Below are 18,374 nucleotides of genomic sequence, written 5' to 3' on the forward strand. Positions count from 1 at the left end.
AGGTCGGGGGAATATCGTATGCGTGTTGTGCCTTTTTTGGTCGCGTTTGCAGGGGTATCGATCGGTTCGATCGTCCATAGCCAGGAAGTAGAACGCGGCAGCGGCCCCTATCCGGCGATATTCGAAGCGCGGGACGACCTTCCGAACCACGTCGTCTATCGCCCGACCGATCTTGCACCGGCACGCTCGGACGGGCTGCCCATCTACGTGTTCGGCAATGGCGGATGCAGCTCCGACGGCACCAGTTCGCGCAACCATCTGCTCGAGATCGCGTCACATGGATATCTGGTAATAGCCTCTGGTACGATCCTGCTCGGCGCCCGGCCTGCGGTCCCTACCCCGCCGCAGCCCGGTGCGAAGCTGACGACCGAAACTGAAACTCGCCTGCTCACCGACGCGATCGACTGGGCACAGCGTGAGAACCGCCGCGCCGGCAGCCCGTTTGAGGGCCGGATTGCGACCGACAGGATCGCAGTGTCAGGCTGGAGCTGCGGCGGCCTACAGGCGCTGAACGCCGCGCAGGACCTGCGCGTCACGACATCGGTCATCATGAACAGCGGCTTTTTCCCCGAGGGGACCAACCCGTTGAGAGGGGTGGTATCGGATAAGGCGCTGCTAAAGACGCTGCACGGCTCGGTCCTTTATATCCTGGGCGGCCCGACCGACATTGCCTATCCCAACGGCACGGATGACTACCGGCGATTGGGGAACATTCCCGCGGCAATGGTGAACATCCCGGTCGGTCATGGCGGCACCTACATGCAACCGCATGGCGGCGTTGGCGCCGAAGTCGTGACGACATGGCTCGACTGGAAGCTGAAGGGGACAAAGGCCGCCGGAGCGCGATTCACCGGCCCCGCATGCGGCCTCTGCAACGATCCGCGGCTAACTCTGGAGCGGAAAAACTTCTGACATATGCGTAACCGCTTCCTAAAGCACACGACCGCTCCTGTCACCGCCTCCGCACGCCGTTCGCTGGCAGCCATCGCCCGGTCCACTCAGATGCCAACCGAGTAGAGCGCGTGATGGGTCAGGATGAACAGCGTGCGCTGGTCCGGGCCGCCGATCAGCACCTGTAGCGGCCGCTCGGGAATGTCGATGCGCCGCACTTCCCGGCCGTTCGCGTCATAGACCCACACCTGCCCATTCGCGACATAGAGGTTGCCCGTGGAACCGCGCGCCACGCTCTCGCCACCGCGCGGAGCAACGATGCGCAGGTCGCCAAGCGCTCCGCTTGCCGCCACCTGGCCGCTGTACGTCAGGTTCTCCGACGCGTTGGTCAGGTAAACGCGCTCGCCCGCGTGCGCGGTCACAAGGCCGTAGCTGTCGAGCGTGTCGGACCAGCGCCAGCCCTGGTGATCGTCTGGACCCTGGTTCCACACCCGGAACGCGGGGATCGCGACCGAGCCGTCGGGCGAGACATAGGCCTGACGCTTCGGTTCGCCCATCTTACTGGTGAAGAAGCTGGAGAGCCGCGGGTATTCGTAGGTCTTCTGATCGATGCGATCAGCGAACTCGCCGTTTGCCCAGACGTTAACCGGGAGCGCGACCGCGCTGCCAGCGCGGGGTGCGGTGGCGGCGATGGTGCGAACGTCGTCGGGCGCCTTGGGGTCGATGCTGTAGACCGTGCCGTCGCGCCCGGCGCCCGACAGCACGAGTAGGCGGCCCGACCGGTCGACCGTCAGGTTCACCGGATCGAGCGTCGCCTGGCTGACGGTGGTGAGCCCTTCTGACGTCGACCAACCGTGGATGCGCTGATGGAACCGGTCAATGAAGTAGAGCTTGCCTTGCGTATCGACCGCACCGCCCGCGATCGAGTAAAGCCATCGGCCAGCTTCGTCACGCCGGGCGTCACCGGAACACCCGTGACCGTCGCCGGGCGCGCGCTGCCGGCGGGCACGTCCAGCTTCGCGAACTCGCGCTCACGAACTTCCTGACGGGACGTCATGTCCTTTATGGCGTTTTCGAACGGATACTTGCTTGCGCGAACGTAGGTGCCGCACCCTTCGGTGTCGCAATGCGCATAGGCGCTCTCGGCGTTCACATGGACGTTGCGGAAGCGGATGTCGCCCGAATTGACCAGCCGCACGGCGGTATCCATCGGCTTTGCGGTACGCGTAACGCGATACCCGTGATAGTTGGCGAACAGGATGTTGCGGCTATTGTGGAACTCGGTGGAGACCGCGTACACGCCGTCGCGCACCTCCTGCTCGGTCTGCGGCGCCAGGAACTTCCAATTCTCGACGTTGCGCAGCACGATCTCGTTCTTGAAGTGATGCTCCGCCGAGAGCTCGTAGACGTGCCCCGGAGTCTTGGTGTCGGTCACGGCGAAGCCGGTGGAGGCAAGCCCGTTCGGGGTCCAGATCGCAGCGAAGGTGCCGCCGCCGCCGTCAGTGACCGAGATGCTGGCCTGTTGCCCGTCCCAGCGCGCCTCGGGATCGATCCCGCCGCCATGGGCTTTGCCATTGGTGTAGACAACCGGCCCATGGATTCGAACGTCGTTGATCATCGATCGCTCGCCAGCGCGCCAGATGATGTTGGAGGCGCGTGGGTTCACGCCCCCGGCGTAAAGCCCAAGGCCATAGACAATTGCGTCGCCGCCTTTTGCACTCTCGACCATCGCCTTGGCCCCGCCGACCCCGGCAAAACGCGGCGTGTTATCCGGGAGGTAGAGCTGGGTCTGGTTCGGATGCAGCGAGATCAACACGCTGTCCGGCCTGAGTTTCAGCGTGTCAGTGATGCGGTATCGGCCGGTCGGCAAATAGACGACGCGGTGCGCATTGACCGCACGCTGGAGCGCGGCGGTGTCATCGGTCTGGTCGTCGCCCTTCGCACCAAGCGTGCGGGCATTCGCCCATTCGCTGACGGGCGGCAGCAGGGGGAGCGCCGGCGCGATCGGCGGGGGCGGCGCTGCCAGCGGAGTCATGGTGATGTCGGTCGCGATCTTGCCCATTTCGCCTATGCGGGACATTTTTAGCCCATGGGAGAAGTCGCTGAGTCGCCAACCGGCGCCCTTGCCGGAAATCGTTCGGCCGCTCTCACGAAATTGTGCGAACACCGGCGTGTTCACGCCGACCGCATTTTCGAAGCCGATCTGGGTGAAGGCGCTCTGTTCGCTGGAGATGACGACGCCGGCACGGCTGACGTTCTCGAACCGGACGTTCTTGCCCCACAACGAATCGGAATAGCCGCGGTCGATCTCGATCCCGACCGGGGTGTCGCGCATCGTTACGTTGACCAGCGTCAAATCAACTTCATGCTCGCGGATCGCGGCGTCGCGCTGGCCGGAGAACTCCGAATCGATCAAGGTGAATTGCCACGCGGGTGACGTCTTCTCGGTCACGATCCCGTAGCGACCGCCAAAGAAGCGCAGGTTGTCCGCCTCGTTTCCCGCCTGGTAGATCCCGGCGAAGCCCGAACCGAGGCGGAAGTCGACGTGGCGCAGGAAACCATGCTGCGCGACCCGGAAGCGAACCGCAACCGCGCCTGCATTCCCGTCGCCGATCTCGAAATCGACGTTCGCCAGCGCCGAATAGAAGGTGGTGGAGGTCGCGTCGAAGGTCGTGTCGCTGAAGGGCACGCTGGTGGGTGGCGGCACGGGCGGCTTGCCGGCGCGGTACTGGTCCTCGCCCGTGAAGCTCAGCATCGCACCAATGCCCTTGGCAAAGCCAGGCGTGTTGTCCGCGAGAATGAGCACGGGGCGGGTCGGTCCGACACCGAACATCCGCACCCCGGAACGCAGAAACACGGTTCGCGAAATCCGGTAGCGACCCGAGGGTAGAAAGACGACGCCGCCTCCCCCCCGCTGCCGGTCTGCGGCGACGGCATCGATTGCCTGCTGGATCGCAGCAGTATCGTCCGCGCGCCCGTCGCCGATGCCCTTTACCGTCACGGCGCGGGGATCGTCGGGAGCGGTCAGAAAGACCGAGGTCGATTGTGCCAAGGCAGGAACGGGCGCGAGAACAAGCGCGATCAACAGCAGGCCAGACGCCTTCATGGGAGTGCTCCGTAATATGAGGGGCGGCTACGACCGCTGTAGGGAAAATCAGGCGCCGCGGAGCATCAACGATTCCGCCGCGATCGCCACCTGTGTGCGGTTGTGCACGTTCAGCTTGCGCATCAGCGCCGTCATGTGCGCCTTCACCGTCGCTTCCGCGATGCCGAGGTCATAGGCGATCTGCTTGTTAGCCTGTCCAGAACGGACGCCCCGCAGCACCTTCACCTGCTTCGGCGTCAGCTGCACCGACATACCGTCGTCACACGCTGGCAACATCGTTGCCGCGAGCGCTGCCATTGCTCCCTGACTGGTACCCATCATCCCATCCTCCCTCGTCGTTCAAAACCTGACGTGCCGTCGTATGTGCCGACGGGGGCGTCCACTACGCTCCGGTTGATCCGGAATCGGTTGGACAGATTCTAGTATGTCCAGCTACGACAGGCATATTCAAGCCTTTTTTCACGTGTATTCTCAAGACCTGTTGGACAACTTGGGCCACGAGAGCGCAGCAAGTGTCCCAGGGGGAGCATAGTGGTGTCAAAGCTGAGCATCTGTGGGCGCGCTTGGTGACCGGCGGCAGTGATCTGCAACTGGTGGCGGCGGCGATTTCCGGTATCGCACTCGCGATCGTGATGATCGTGCGCGGTCGTTTGCACCCTTTCATAGGACTGCTTTGCGGCGCTTTCGCCGTCGGGTTGTTCGCCGCGATGCCGCTCGCGGACACTACGAAGGCGGTTCAAAAGGGTGTCGGCGACATCGTCGGCCGCACCGGTCTGGTCGTCGCGCTTGGCCTGTCGCTTAGTGCGATGCTCCACCTGTCGGGCGTGGCGGTCGCGCTGGCAAGCAGCGCGCTCCGCATCACGGGCCCGCGCGCAGCACCATGGGCGACGCTCGGCATCGCGATCGTCATCGGCCCGCCGCTTTTCTTTGAAACCGGGTTGGTATTGCTGCTGCCGATCGTGGTCGCCGCCGCGAAGGAAATGACCAGCGGCAGCACGCCCGCCGCGCGAGCCGCTGCAAAGCTGCGCTAATCATGCCGGCGCTCGCCAGCCTTGGAGTCGTACACGCGCTCGTCCCGCCGCACCCCGGTCCGCTGCTTGCGGTCGAGGCGCTGGGCGCGAATCTCGGTCTCCATGTTGTACGGTGTGCTGATCGCAATTCCGATCGCGGTGCTTGCCGGACCGGTGCTGGCCCGGGTTGTAGCGCCCGGCATACGTCTGACAGAACCGGTGCTGAGTGATCCGGTGACGGATCTGGTCGCCCCGTCGCATAGCCGCGCGCTGTTCATCGTCCTGCTGCCGATCGTGCTGATCGCCTCGGGCAAGTTGGGCAAGCTGATACCAGGTCTGGAAGGCTCGGTTGTCCTCGCCGCGGTGGCAAACCCGGCGCTCGCGCTGCTGATCACCAACCTGCTCGCGCTGACCCTGCTGTTTGGACGGCACATCAGCGAGGCCGCGACTCAGGAGTCGATCTGGCACGAGACGATGGGGGCAGCTGGCGCGATTCTGCTGGCGATCGGCGCAGGCGGTGCGCTGAGGCAGGTGCTGGTCAGCGCGGGCCTCTCCAACCTGCTCGCGCGTGTTGTGATGATGGACTCGATCTCGCCCATGCTGCTCGGTTGGCTTGTCGCCGTTGGCATCCCGCTTGCCGCCGGCTCGGCAACGGTCGCGACCATTACGGCGGTCGGCGTTATGCCCGGCGTCGTTGCCGCGTCGGAGCCCTCCCCCCGAGCTGGTCGTGCTAGCGATCGGTGCGGGATCGGTGTTCTTCAGCCACGTCAACGATCCGGGGTTTTGGCTGGTTAAGGGAGATATGGGCACCAGCACCGCCGATACGTTCCGCACTTGGTCGCTGCTCGAAACGGTCATCTCGGTCGCCGGTCTCGTCATGGTCGCCGGCTCAGTTACATCATATGACCGGGTTCAGTCTCGATGCGACGTCCGCGGACGAGCGGTCGTGAAGGGGGAAAGGCTGGCGGATCGCGCCTATACGGCTATTGTCAGAATGATCACGCAAGCGAATCTTTCGCCCGGCGAAAGGCGACCGGCTGCCGTCGAAGGCGCGGCTGGCGAAAACGTTCGGCATGTTGCGCACCATCGTGCGCGGAGCGCTGGTGCGGCTCGCCGCCGATGGCATCACGGGAAGCGCGCTGTGGTGCAGGCTCCTACGTGACGCGCCGCCCTCCGAACGGCTCGGTGCCTATATGCCGCTCGACGGGCCGGCGGCGATGCTCGGCACCTACGAAGTGCGGTTCTTGGTGCAAGCCGAGGGCGCGCGGCTGGCGGCGTAGCGCCGCTCGACTGATGACCTTGCGTTGATCGAGGAGCGCATGGCGGCGCTACGCCGCGCGCTTCTGTCCAGAGCGCCTGCGCATGACGAGGACTGGCTGCTCCATCGTGCGATCCTGGAGGCAACCGGCAATGACGCCTTCGTCGCGATCTTCGATCGGTTGCAGGACAGGGTGATACATATCCTGCGCGCCGGCGTTGACATTTCCCACACGCGTCCACCCCACGTGATCGAGGCGATGACCGATGAACACGACGCGATCGTCGACGCGATCAGAACGCAGGGCGGTGACGGCACGGCGCTGGCGATGCTTTGGCACCTGTGGCAGAGGCGCAAGCGGCTGATGCCCTAGGCAGCGACGTCGCTACGCGCCCGGTGCAGCACCGCATCGCGCAGTTTCTCGACCGACCAGGAACTGGGCAGTATCAGCGCGCGCTCGTCCGGACCGGGACTTTCGAGCGCGTCGAACTGGCTGTCGAGGAGGCTTGCGGGCATATAATGGCACGTGCGGCGGGCAAGCCGCCCGGCGATTTCCTCGCGCCCGCCGTCGAGCAGCACGAACAGCAGCGGCACGCCCGCGGCATGCTCCAGCCGGCTCCGGTAGCTGCGCTTCAGCGCCGAACAGGCGGCGACCGCCTGCCCGTCGTCGCGTACCGCAGCGCCGATCGCTGCGCCGAGCCGGTCAAGCCACGGCCAGCGGTCCAAATCGTCGAGCGGGTGGCCCGCCCGCATCTTCGCCACGTTGGCCGCGCCGTGAAAGTCGTCTCCCTCGAACGCAGCGCAGGCGAGGTGCGCCGCGAGATCCTGCATCAGGGTCGACTTGCCACAGCCGCTCACTCCCATGACGACGATGGCGCAGCGCGGCAGGGCAGCGGGGATTGACAGGGGTAGCACGTCCTTCTTCCTGGCTTTCGCCCTAATCGCAGGGCTCGGCCCTCGTTCCGGCGAGGTAGTGCAAGCTGCCGCGCGCGGTGACCATCGCGACCTTTGTCGCAGTCGCACGGTCAAGGCACCATGCTAAGAGGGTCGTTACGTGCGATGAATGGGAACGAGTGATGGGCAACGTGGCAAGTACGATCCGGGGCGGTGTTGTGGTCGCCGTCCTGCTCCTCGGCACCCCCGGCACAGCCCAGCCTGTCCGCTCGTCGTCGGCGTTCGAGTCGGCACCGAACGATCCGCGGGCGATCACGGTCAAGGCAACCGGCGACGGCCAAACCGACGACAGCACGGCGATCCAGCAGGCGCTCGACGCTGCCGCAGCGAAGCCGGGTGGCGGAATCGTCTTCCTCCCCGCGGGACGGCACCGCATCACGCGCACTCTGTACATCTGGCCGGGCGTGCGCCTGTTCGGGGTCGGGCGTACGCGGCCCGTGCTGCTGCTGGCGCCGAAGACCCCCGGTTTTCAGCAGGGCGTCGGCAGCATGGTGTTCTTTGCCGGCAACAACCCGCGCGGCACCACGCTCGACAATTGGGGTAACCCGATCAAGGGCGCGCCGGTCGTTCCGGTTCCGCCTCCCACCAGCGTGCCGTTCGATGCCAGCATCGCCGACGCCAATTCGGGGACCTTCTACTCCGCGCTCTCCAATGTCGACTTCGAGATCGGCGAGGGAAATCCGGCCGCGACCGGCGTGCGCCAGCACACCGCGCAGCACACCTACCTTGCCCACATCGACTTTCGCCTCGGCTCCGCGCTCGCAGGCATATACCAGGTCGGCAACATCGGCATGAACTTGCGCTTCTTCGGCGGCCGCTACGGGATCCTCGCGGAGAAGACCTCCCCCGCCTGGCAATACACCCTGCTCGACGCTACCTTCGACGGACAGCGCGATGCCGCGATCCGTGAGCATGAGGCGCGCCTTACCCTCGTAAACACCGTGATCCGCAACACACCGGTCGGGATCGACATCGATCGCGGTTACGGCGAATCGCTATGGGGCAGCGATGTGCGGTTCGAGAATGTTTCGGAGGCCGGCGTTGTCATCAGCAACGAAAACTCCGTTCTCACGCAAATCGGCTTCGCCAACGCGCTGGCCACCAACACGCCCGTGTTCGCCCGCTTCCGCGATAGCGGACGCACGGTGGAAGGACGCGGCCAACGGTACCGCGTGGCGGAGTTCACTTACGGCCTGACGGTCGCCGGGCTCAACCAGCCGGGCACGTACCAGACACGCATCACCGCGGCGGCGATCGCCAGGCTGCCGAAGCGGCGCGACCCGGCAATCCGCGCACTACCGCCCGTGTCCGCCTGGGTCGACGTGCGTACGCTGGGCGTGAAGGGCGACAACAGCGCCGACGACACCTCCGCGATCCAGCGGGCGATCGACCGGCACCGGGTGCTCTACTTCCCCGCCGGCTTCTACCGCGTCACCAATACGTTGAAGCTACGGCCTGACAGCGTGCTGATCGGGCTGCATCCCGGCATGACGCAGATCGGCCTCCCTGACGACCTGCCCGACTATCGCGGCGTTGGTTCGCCTAAGGCGATGATCGAGAGCGCGAAGGGCGGCGACGCGATCGTCAGCGGCTTCGGGCTGTCCACCGGCGGCATCAATCCGCGCGCGACCGCCATGCTGTGGCGTGCGGGGGAACGCTCGCTGGTCGATGACGTGAAGTTCCAGGGCGGGCACGGCACCACGCTTGCCGACGGCAGCCGTTTCGAGCCGTACAACGCCAACCACACCGCCGACGCCGATGTCAGAAAACGCTGGGACGGCCAGTTCGCCAGCCTGTGGGTCACCGACGGCGGCGGCGGCACGTTCAACGGGCTGTGGACGCCCAACACCTACGCAAATGCCGGACTCTACGTTTCCGACACCAGCACGCCTGGCTACGTCTACGAAATGTCTGCCGAGCATCACGTCCGCGCGGAGATCGTACTGGATCGCGTCCGGAACTGGCAGTTCTTCGCACCGCAGACGGAGGAGGAGGCGGGCGAAAGCCGCAACGCGATCGCACTGGAAGTGCGCAACGCGCGCAACATCCTGTTCGCCAACTTCCACGGCTACCGCGTCACGCGCTCGATCCAGCCCGCATCGGCGGCGGTAAAGCTTTACGGTTCGACCGACATTCGCTTCCGGAACGTCCACGTAAATGCGGAAAGCGGCTTTGCGACCTGCGATGCGGCCGGCTGTGGCACTTATCTGCGCGCGAGCAAGTTCCCCTATGCCAACGCGATCACCGACGTCACGCGCGGCGGCGACGTACGCGAACGGGAGTTCGCCGTGCTCGACATTACCGATGCGACGACCGCGACCCCGGCGACGTCATCGATCGCACCCGTCAGCGAATTGGCCGACGGCTTCTACTCGATCGGCGGCGGCGCAGTAGATGCGGGCGGCAAGCTCTACTTCATCGACCGACACCATCAGCGCATCCATCGCTGGAGCGAGAGCGAACGGCTGTCGGTGATTGCCGATGCGCCGCTTGATGCCGTGAACCTGGCGGTGGACGCGTCGGGCACGCTGATGGTGCTCTCATCCGACGGACCGGAAGGCACGGTCTACGCGATCGATCCCGACAAGCCGAACGCGGTACGCACGATCGTGCCAACCGCAGTGACCGGCCGGTCGCAGGCGCGGGTGGCGCTGCCCGGCAGCGTCTGGAACAACGGCGAGTTCCGCGACCAATATGATCCGACGCGCGACCACTTCACGACGCTGGCGGAAATGTTTGCGCGCGACGTGGCGGTGCCCAAACCGCGCGAATATGTCTCCCCGGATGGAAGCCTCGTCCTGCCCGCCTATCGCGTTTGGCAGCAGGGCCCGGCCAACCAGCTCGGCTGGCGTTTCTCCGACTCGCTCGACACCTATGGCTGGGTGACCGGTCGCGTCGGCGATCGCATCCATATCGCCAACGCGTCGGAGAACCGCACTTACACCGGGCTGCTCGGGCCGGGCGGAGCAGTGCGCGACCTCAAGCCCTTTGCACCACGGGGCGGAGAAAGCGTGGCGACCGGTTCCGACGGTCGCGTCTACGTCGCGAACGGACACGTGTTCGTGTACGACGCCGCTGGTCGCGAGATCGGCCGGATCGATGTGCCCGATCGGCCGCTCCAGTTGCTGTTCGGCGGGGAGGACAGACGGACGCTGTACATCCTCACGCATCACGCGCTGTACGCGGCACGCCCTTGATACGACCTTGCCTGCGATGCCTGCGACTAAGGTCGTAGATGTCGACCCGGCGGCTATCCGCTACCGCCAATCCAAGAGTGCGGGCCCGTGCAGGCGACGTACCGATCAGCATAAATCTTGGGGGATGGATGATGTACCGCTTCTCGTCTGATCGCTGCCGCCTCGGCAACGCGCCAAGCCTGTTTGCCCTGGCCTTCACGCTTGTCGCGTCGCCGGCATTCGCGCAGACTACATCGAAGGTCGCGACAGCCGCGCTGCAGCAGGCCCCGGCCACGCTTCCAGCCGAGCCCGTTCAGACTCAGGCGGAGGACACGTCCGAGATCACGGTCACCGGCAGCCGCATCGTCGCCAACGGGTTCAATGCACCGACGCCCACTACCGTCATCGGTGCGGAACAGATCGCTAATAACGCGCAGCCGAACATATTTAACACCATCCAACAGTTGCCGTCGCTTCAGGGTTCGACTGGCGCGTCAACCGGTACCTTCAGCACCTCCAGCGGCACGCAGGGGCTCAGCTCCTTCTCGCTACGCGGGCTCCAGCCGATCCGCACGCTGACCCTGCTCGACGGCCAGCGCGTCGTCGGCGCAAACGTGACCGGCGTGCCAGACATCAGCATGTTCCCGCAGCTTCTTGTGAAGCGCGTCGACATCGTCAACGGCGGTGCGTCGGCGTCCTACGGCTCGGACGCGGTCGGCGGCGTGGTCAACTTCATCACCGATACCCGCTTCAAGGGCTTCAAGGGCAACGTCCTCGGCAGCATCACCAACTATGGTGACGACGAGACAGCGCTCGTCCAGGCGGCCTATGGTACGTCGCTGTTCGGCGATCGCCTGCACCTGATCGTTAGTGGCGAATACGACCATGAAGGCGGCGTGGGCCCGGGCAGTTACGGCACAGATCTCGCCGGCAGCCGCGATTGGCACCGCGCCTCGACACTGCTCAATTCCGGGATCACCAGCGGACCTGGACCGCAATTTACCTATGCCGATTTCGCGCAGCCGTACCAGTATGCGAAGTACGGCCTGATCAACAACGGTCCGCTCCAGGGCATTGCGTTCGACGCGAACGGCACGCCGGTCAACTTCCACTACGGGTCAGGCGGTAGACCGCTCGGCAACGGACGCGTATCAAACTGCTATCCGGGCAACGCCTTCTGTGTCGGCGGCGACTTGTCTGGCGCACCAGGTTCGAGCGCGTCGCTGAAATCCCAGCTAGAGCGCATCAACGGCTATGGCCGGATCGGTTACGAATTCGCTCCGAACAGCGAGATCTACGGCACCGTCAACATCGCGCAAGTCCGCACCAACAACCAGCCGAGCCCAGGATACAACCGTCCCAACCTGACGGTACAATGCGCCAACCCGTTCCTGCCGCAGCTCATCCGCGATCGGTGCTCGGCCGCCGGGATCACCTCCTTCAACTTCGGCACGAGCAACGGCCAGCTTCCGAACCAGCTCGTACAGACCGATCGCGACCAGTACCGCTTCGTCATTGGCGCCAAGGGGGCGTTCAACCTTGGCAAATCCAACTGGAACTATGACGCTTACTATCAGCACGGCACGACCAAAGTCGCCATCGACGTTGATCGTATCGTGCTTCAGCCGCGCTACGTCGCCGCGACCAATGCGGTGGTGCTGAATGGCGCCGTCGTCTGCGCTGATCCGGCTGCCCGTGCCCTCGGCTGTCAGCCGATCAACATCTTCGGCAATTTCGCACCCAGTCAGGCGGCGCTCGAATACATCATGCCCCAGGCAGGCCCGCTGCAGCGCACGACTCTGAAGCAGGACGTGGCGAGCCTCAACTTCTCCGGGCAACCGTTCGACCTGTGGGCAGGTCCCCTGTCCGTGGCATTCGGCGGTGAGTACCGGCGCGAGTACTACAAGGTACGCGGCGACGCGTACGGCGCTGGCATGACCGACATCAGCCCGAACAGCGCGCTATACCCCGCCGATCCGCTGCTGAACTCGGCGCAGGGCAGCAATTGGGCCGCCGGCAATTACAAGAACGGCACCGGCGAGTACCACGTCTATGAAGGTTTTCTCGAGGTCAATCTGCCGCTGTGGAACAGCGACGGGCTCGGTCGCGCCAACCTGAACGGCGCCGCTCGCGTGACCGACTACAGCACGTCGGGCACCATCTGGGCGTGGAAGGTCGGCGGCACCTGGAGCACGCCGGTCGATGGCCTCACGCTGCGGGCCGTCACGTCCCGCGACGTTCGCGCACCGAACCTGTCGGAGCTGTTCGCCGCACCGACCGTAACGACGCTGCCGAGCTTCAACGATCCGTTCCGCAACGTCGCGGTACAGGTCTTCCAGAATACGGTTGGCAACCCGAACCTCCGGCCCGAAACCGCGCGCGATACCGAACTCGGCGTCGTCTACTCGCGCCCGTCGTGGCTGCCAGGACTCAGTCTGTCGGTGGACTATTATCAGATCAAGCTCAACGGGGTCGTGTCCACGCTTTCGCCCGATCAAATCGTCCGCTTCTGCTTTGAGGGGAACCAGGCCTTTTGCGGTGGCTTCCAACTGGATGGCGCGCAAGGTACCAACTTCGTCAACGTTCAGCCGTTCAACCTGGCGTCGTGGAAGACGAGCGGCTTCAACCTCGAGGCAAGCTACCAGTGGAAGCGGCCGCTTGGCCTGCCGGGCGCCTTCACGATACGCGCGCTCGGCACGCATGTTCGCGAATTCATCGTCGACGCTGGGATTGCCGGTGTCGCAAGACGCGATGATGCCGGTGCCAACACGGGCGCCATCCCGGACTGGAAGTGGCTGGCGACGCAGACCTACGATAGCGGCCGCTTGACGCTGACCGTGCAGGAGCGTTGGTTCTCGGACGGCGTTTTCAACAATAACTACGTGGTCTGCCAGACGGATTGCCCGGTCTCGACCGGTAACTTCAATACCGTCAACACCAACCGAATGAAGGGCGATTTCTACCTGGATCTTGGCGCAGCGTTCAACATTACCGATAAGATCAGCCTGTATGGCAAGGTCGACAACGTCTTCGACAATGATCCGACTCCGTCGCCGCAGACTAACACCGGTCTCGACGTCAATCCGGCTCTTTACGAAACGCTTGGCCGTATTTACCGGGCGGGCGTTCGTTTCAACTTCTGATGCCCCCCCTTACCGGGGAGCACTCAGGCAGGTTCGGCACTACGCCGGCCTGCCCGTCCTTTTATATTGTGGCCGGCATCATCGAACAACGGATACCGACTGTTAGGTGTTTGATTCCACGGTTTGATGGTGCGATCCTTTCGTTGGAATGGAAGGACGCCATATGGGACAAGTTCGTCACGGGAGCGCCACGACCACGCACGCTGTCCGAGCAGCAATACAGCGATCGCAAGCTTCGCTCTCGACGCTGAGCCGAGAGCTCGGGATCAACCCAAAGACGGTGGCGAAATGGCGGAAGCGGGCGACGGTTGAGGATTTGAAGACCGGGCCGAAGGCCCCTCACCCCACGCCCTTGAGCCAAGCCGAGGAGGCAGCGGTTGTCGCATTCCGGCGCCACACACTCCTGCCACTCGACGATTGCCTCTATGCGTTGCAGCCCTCGATCCCGCATCTGACACGGTCAGCGCTGCACCGCTGCCTGCAGCGGCATGGCATATCCCGTCTGCCGGACATTGAGGGTGACAAGCCGAAGCGAAAGCGCTACCCGATCGGCTTCTTCCACATGGATATCGCCGAGGTTCAGACCGCCGAAGGCAAGCTCTACCTGTTCGTCGGCATCGACCGCACCAGCAAGTTCGCCGTCACCCAGCTCGTCGACAAGGCTGACAGGCGAACGGCGTGGAGTTCCTTAAGCACCTGCTGAAAGCGGCGCCGTACCGGATCCACACGATCCTGACCGACAATCCTGTCCTGAGCGAAGTCGAAGGGGGCATCCAGTTTGCTGAGCAGCCCCGCAACCGTAACACCGCCTGGTCGCGTCAGATGCGCTACGACAGGCCCGCGCCCGTTACACCGCGACCGTCCGCCGCGAAGCCGAGGCGCATGGCTTCCCCTGGGCCTATTAGCAGTTCGACAGCGACTTCATCCTGTACGACATCAACAAGGATCGTTGGGTAGAGCCGATCCGCAAGGCGCTTGTACCGACGCGACGGTAGGGTATCCGACCGCACCGAAGTGATGCCTACGGCGCAAGATCGCCCCGGTGTACGAAGAAGGAGAGCACATGACGTACGAGCTGACGCGACGCACGGTTCTGGCGGGCATGGGTATAGGCATGGTCGGAACGACGCTGCCCGTCTTTGCACGGCAGCCCGACGATAGCGTTTTTCTGCTTAGCTACTTTACCGACAAGGACGAGGGCCGCGATGGGCTGAAGCTCGCGCGCAGCGACGATGGCTATGTGTTCACCGCGCTGGGCGGCGGGCGCGGCTTCCTCAAACCCGACATCGGGCAGGACAGGCTGATGCGCGATCCGCACCTGTCGCAGGGCCCGGACGGGCTATGGCATCTCGTCTGGACCAGCGACTGGTTCGGCGCGGTCATCGGCCATGCCACGTCGCGCGATCTCGTCCGCTGGTCGAAGCAGCAGACCATCCCGGTGATGACCGCGTTTCACGGTGTCCGGAACAGCTGGGCGCCCGAAATGACCTATGACGCAACGGCGCGCGAGTTCGTTATCATGTGGTCGAGCAGCATCGATGGCAGGTTCGGCGCAACGCCCGGCGCGCGCTTCGACGGGCTGAAGCTGCGGCCATATTATACCCGGACGCGGGACTTCCGGCGATTTACGCCGACCAGGCTTTTGTTCGACCCCGGTACTGACTCGATCGACTTCACCCTGCTCCCGTTGGACGGTGGCGGCTATCGGCTAATCTACAAGGACGAGACCCACGACGTCGAACAGCGGCGCTGGCTGGTAAGCCGTACCGCCGCCTCTCCGACCGGCCCGTTCGGTTCGGTCAGCGCCCCGTTTACGGGCACCATGACCGAAGGCCCTACCGCCATTCGGCTGAATGACCGGTACCTCGTCTATTACGACATCTACGAAAAGGGTCATTTCGGCGCGGCGTCGACTACAGACTTTGTGAATTGGCAGGACGAAACGGCGCGCATCCGCTTTCCGGACAGCGCGCGCCACGGCACGGTGATCCGGGTGCCCCGCGCCTTCGCCGACGCGATAAGTTGATCGAACTGGGATGCCTAAGCTGTGATACCGCGTGTGGAGCTGCTAAGCCTGTTTTGACCGGCGCTTGGTTTATTTGACCCGCGCACAGCTTGGCGACGCGATGACTCATATCGCCTTCGGCACGGAGTGGCCGAAGGCATTTTCCGGTACAACGGTAATTGCAAGATTTGCTGACGCTGTTCCGTGGGGGCCATAGCCACCGCCTGAGCTGCGCCAACGAACGTCCGCTCACTTTAGGTCGCTGCTCAAAAGTGGCCGTTCCGGCTTCTACCAGATACGGACGGGGCAGCCTCCTGCCCGGCTGTCTGAACGAACGTCTGCCTACGCCGTTCGCTTCCCGAAAGCGGACGGGCGGCTCTCCACCAGTTTTGCCTAAAATACGGACGTTCCGAAATCCGTTTGTCGCCGCTGCCATGAGCCACTGAAGCGTGGTGCCGTCGACCAAATTACAATCATTTCGTAAGGTGAGTGATATATTGCAGCGCAACAATCTTCAGGTGATATCGTACCATGATCGAAACCGTCGCACAGGTATGGCACGAAACTGGCGGCCTTGCGCTCGCGGTGTTTGGGATGACAATCAGCAAGCTTTTCACTCGACGACAACCTTGACATGAACTCGCATCGGCGGAGCCAAGACCGCCGCGACGATCGTTCGGTCTGCCAACCGGCAGACTGAACGATCGGAATTTAGCCGAACAAATTACCGTTATACGCCTGGGTTAGTGAGGTGCGGCTTGTTGAAGCGCAGCGAGAATTCCTGCTTCCTGACCTATTGGGATGTCGACGACGGTGACCGGGGGATGGAATGATGCCGCAGCGATGGTAGCGATTGGGACACGGATCGATGAGGTGGGCACTCTGATCCGCGATGGCGCCGCCTTCTATCTGCGTCGAGATGTTGGTGGGCGCTACCACCTCGAACTGCATCGCACCCCGGTCGATCTGGTAGAAAAGCGCGTACGGCTGGTCGGCACGTTGGTTGGCCCTAATCTGGTCAACGCTGACGGCGTTGCGCCAGCCTAGAAGGTCAAGGATGCCTCCGGTTCGGCCGTCCCCCTCTGAGCGTATTTCTGATTCAACCTGACTCATTGGCGTTGCGCATGAAACACGAACGGGCATCCTCACGGCCATGGAACAGCGGATCATTCATGCCTGCGGTCATGAGCAGGCTCATTATCTCACCGGCTATGATAGCCAGCAGGAGCGTAAGGCTCGCTGGTTAAAGACGACGACATGTCGAGACTGCTTTGTCGCTGAGAAGAGAGCCGAGGAGGCCGCTGCTGCAGCGCTCAGCAGTGCCGCTGTCGCGCACCTCGACCTTCCACCTCTGACCGGCACTGATCGCCAGATCAGCTGGGCATCGACCATCAGGACTAAACGCCTTGCAGGGATAATAGCACTCTGCGGCGTCGCCGATTATCATGCGTGCCTTCAGGTGACAGATGCCAAATGGTGGATCGATCACCGCGATCGAACGGACGTCGATCTGATGGCGGCAGCGACGCAGGCACCGGACATGCAAAGCGTCACGGCGGTCACAGCGTCGATTACGAATATGCCTCGGACGGCATGATCATTTCAATGACGCCATCTCGACGGCCAACGTTGCGATGACAGTGTCATCAATAGCACGAACTTTGACGCGATATCGCGGGCATGCCCCACTGCTCGAGATCCGAGCCGGTGCGAACGTATGTCTGCATCACAGTGCTTTTAGGGTATACCTTTCGAGGACCGACGTTTTACCGGTCCTTTATATATGCCCAAGCAGCGTAAAAAGGACTAGACAGAGGGGTACCACGTATAGCAGACCAAAACATGTTTATCCGTGCTTATCTCCGCGCCTCTACTTCCGAACAGGACGCGTCGCGTGCCAAAAGCGCCCTCGACGTGTTCGCGACTGAGCACGGACTTCGAATTGCGGCCCGCTACGTCGAAAACGAAAGTGGAGCCAAGCTCCACCGGCCCGAGCTGTTCCGCCTGCTGTCGGATTGCGAGCCGGGGGACGTGCTCTTGGTCGAGCAGGTTGATCGGCTTTCCCGCCTCACCTCACTCGACTGGATCAAGCTGCGCAATCTGATTGACGCCAAGCAGGTCCGGATCGTTGCCCTCGACCTGCCGACGTCGTGGAGCCTGGCGGTACCGACCGACGAGTTCACCGGCCGGATGTTCGCGGCCGTCAACGCGATGATGCTGGACGTCCTCGCCGCGGTCGCCCGCAAGGACTATGAGGATCGTCGCCGACGGCAGGCTGAAGGCACGGCCAAAGCCAAGGCGGCAGGCCTCTATAAAGGGCGCCCAGAGAACAAGACCCGCAACGCTGCCATCTCGAGCCTTCTTCGAGATGGCCGGAGTTGGCGCGATATCATGGACGCGACGGGATGCAGCCGAACTTTGCTCGCCAAGATCGCGCGCGATCGCCGTCGACAGGCAGAGGCTGACGCAGCAATGTCAGACCCGCACCCCTAATGTGTTCAGGCAGACTTTAGACCCTCATAATGAGGTGTCCGATTTCTCTGCTACCGACCCTGTTTGAACAGGTTTTGTGTCCAAAGCCATGCCCACTCAGGGTATACCCGGAAGGCACACCTTTCGGTCTGCCATGCGATCGGCGTCGTTCATCAGGTAGCGGCCTAGCTGGTTTCAAATTCCGGATTGGCGAAGCTGCACTTCGTCCATTTAACTCGCGTGCCTCCTGAGCTAATGGCAGCGCAGGTCGCCAACTTGGGCTTCGTCTTGTTTACCTTTAGCCGGACCAGATGCGCGGGTTTTTATAACCCCCGCTCAGAATGATACGTTTCTGTGCG

10 protein-coding genes and 5 pseudogenes are annotated in these 18,374 nt (G+C 63.5%); 12 read left to right on the forward strand and 3 right to left on the reverse strand.

From position 1 onward, the window contains the following. The first annotated feature begins 18 nt into the window (after positions 1 to 18). On the forward strand, positions 19 to 912 hold the full coding sequence (locus tag FHY04_RS06110) for a hypothetical protein (protein ID WP_260171338.1): 894 nt from the start codon (positions 19 to 21) through the stop codon (positions 910 to 912). A gap of 86 nt (positions 913 to 998) precedes the next feature. Here FHY04_RS06110 and FHY04_RS06115 read toward each other — a convergent pair. Both FHY04_RS06115 and FHY04_RS06120 read right to left on the reverse strand, forming a co-directional pair. Beyond that, positions 999 to 3,997, reverse strand: a pseudogene (locus FHY04_RS06115) (glycosyl hydrolase family 28-related protein). 48 nt (positions 3,998 to 4,045) lie between these two features. Beyond that, positions 4,046 to 4,294 carry a helix-turn-helix transcriptional regulator gene (locus FHY04_RS06120; protein ID WP_056678442.1) on the reverse strand — a complete coding sequence of 83 codons (249 nt, stop codon included), beginning with the start codon at positions 4,292 to 4,294 and terminating at the stop codon, positions 4,046 to 4,048. 269 nt (positions 4,295 to 4,563) lie between these two features. Here FHY04_RS06120 and FHY04_RS22445 point away from each other — a divergent pair, with 269 nt between their 5' ends. The 4 genes and pseudogenes from FHY04_RS22445 to FHY04_RS23020 all read left to right on the forward strand — a co-directional run bounded on the left by FHY04_RS22445 (position 4,564) and on the right by FHY04_RS23020 (position 6,638). Continuing rightward, entirely contained in the window at positions 4,564 to 5,028 is a 465-nt protein-coding gene (locus FHY04_RS22445) for a hypothetical protein (protein WP_269082966.1), read from the forward strand. A gap of 2 nt (positions 5,029 to 5,030) precedes the next feature. Beyond that, positions 5,031 to 5,649, forward strand: a pseudogene (locus tag FHY04_RS22450) (gluconate permease); the annotation flags it as partial. A 109-nt stretch (positions 5,650 to 5,758) separates the two neighbouring features. Continuing rightward, a pseudogene (locus FHY04_RS23015) lies at positions 5,759 to 5,830 on the forward strand (hypothetical protein); the annotation flags it as partial. A 123-nt stretch (positions 5,831 to 5,953) separates the two neighbouring features. Beyond that, positions 5,954 to 6,638, forward strand: a pseudogene (locus FHY04_RS23020) (FadR/GntR family transcriptional regulator). On the opposite strand, the gene FHY04_RS06135 reads toward FHY04_RS23020, so the two are convergent. Continuing rightward, on the reverse strand, positions 6,635 to 7,180 hold the full coding sequence (locus FHY04_RS06135; protein WP_056678445.1) for a gluconokinase: 546 nt from the start codon (positions 7,178 to 7,180) through the stop codon (positions 6,635 to 6,637). The pseudogene FHY04_RS23020 and the gene FHY04_RS06135 overlap by 4 nt on opposite strands. 161 nt (positions 7,181 to 7,341) lie before the next feature. Between FHY04_RS06135 and FHY04_RS06140 the strand changes: the two genes are divergently transcribed. From FHY04_RS06140 to FHY04_RS06170, 7 genes and pseudogenes are all read left to right on the forward strand, one after another. After that, positions 7,342 to 10,416: a glycosyl hydrolase family 28-related protein gene (locus FHY04_RS06140; protein ID WP_183935803.1), complete on the forward strand. Its 3,075-nt coding sequence runs from the start codon at positions 7,342 to 7,344 to the stop codon at positions 10,414 to 10,416. Positions 10,417 to 10,544: 128 nt separating this feature from the next. Then, a complete protein-coding gene (locus FHY04_RS06145; RefSeq protein ID WP_183935804.1) occupies positions 10,545 to 13,538 on the forward strand; it encodes a TonB-dependent siderophore receptor in 2,994 nt (997 codons plus the stop codon). Positions 13,539 to 13,701: 163 nt separating this feature from the next. After that, positions 13,702 to 14,339: pseudogene (locus FHY04_RS06150) on the forward strand (IS481 family transposase); the annotation flags it as partial. A 262-nt stretch (positions 14,340 to 14,601) separates the two neighbouring features. Beyond that, a complete protein-coding gene (locus FHY04_RS06155; RefSeq protein ID WP_056678452.1) occupies positions 14,602 to 15,564 on the forward strand; it encodes a glycoside hydrolase family 43 protein in 963 nt (320 codons plus the stop codon). A gap of 780 nt (positions 15,565 to 16,344) precedes the next feature. Beyond that, positions 16,345 to 16,590: a DUF5818 domain-containing protein gene (locus tag FHY04_RS06160; RefSeq protein WP_409349147.1), complete on the forward strand. Its 246-nt coding sequence runs from the start codon at positions 16,345 to 16,347 to the stop codon at positions 16,588 to 16,590. A 106-nt stretch (positions 16,591 to 16,696) separates the two neighbouring features. Then, the gene (locus FHY04_RS06165; protein ID WP_183935805.1) at positions 16,697 to 17,140 is read left to right on the forward strand and encodes a hypothetical protein; all 444 of its coding nucleotides are present in this window, start codon (positions 16,697 to 16,699) and stop codon (positions 17,138 to 17,140) included. A 245-nt stretch (positions 17,141 to 17,385) separates the two neighbouring features. After that, positions 17,386 to 18,036, forward strand: a complete 651-nt coding sequence (locus FHY04_RS06170; protein ID WP_183935806.1) for a recombinase family protein — start codon at positions 17,386 to 17,388, stop codon at positions 18,034 to 18,036. Positions 18,037 to 18,374: the final 338 nt, after the last annotated feature.

Origin of the sequence: Sphingomonas sp. BK481 (assembly GCF_014194875.1) — a bacterium.
In the GTDB taxonomy this organism is placed as follows: Bacteria; Pseudomonadota; Alphaproteobacteria; order Sphingomonadales; family Sphingomonadaceae; genus Sphingomonas; species Sphingomonas aerolata.

Bases quoted from the DNA above. Each gene is read 5' to 3' on its own strand.
- FHY04_RS06140 (WP_183935803.1), top strand. From the start codon at position 7,342: ATGGGCAACGTGGCAAGTACGATCCGGGGCGGTGTTGTGGTCGCCGTC.
- FHY04_RS06165 (WP_183935805.1), top strand. From the start codon at position 16,697: ATGGAACAGCGGATCATTCATGCCTGCGGTCATGAGCAGGCTCATTAT.
- FHY04_RS06170 (WP_183935806.1), top strand. From the start codon at position 17,386: ATGTTTATCCGTGCTTATCTCCGCGCCTCTACTTCCGAACAGGACGCG.
- FHY04_RS06145 (WP_183935804.1), top strand. From the start codon at position 10,545: ATGATGTACCGCTTCTCGTCTGATCGCTGCCGCCTCGGCAACGCGCCA.
- FHY04_RS06110 (WP_260171338.1), top strand. From the start codon at position 19: ATGCGTGTTGTGCCTTTTTTGGTCGCGTTTGCAGGGGTATCGATCGGT.
- FHY04_RS06120 (WP_056678442.1), bottom strand. From the start codon at position 4,294: ATGGCAGCGCTCGCGGCAACGATGTTGCCAGCGTGTGACGACGGTATG.
- FHY04_RS06155 (WP_056678452.1), top strand. From the start codon at position 14,602: ATGACGTACGAGCTGACGCGACGCACGGTTCTGGCGGGCATGGGTATA.
- FHY04_RS06160 (WP_409349147.1), top strand. From the start codon at position 16,345: ATGTCGACGACGGTGACCGGGGGATGGAATGATGCCGCAGCGATGGTA.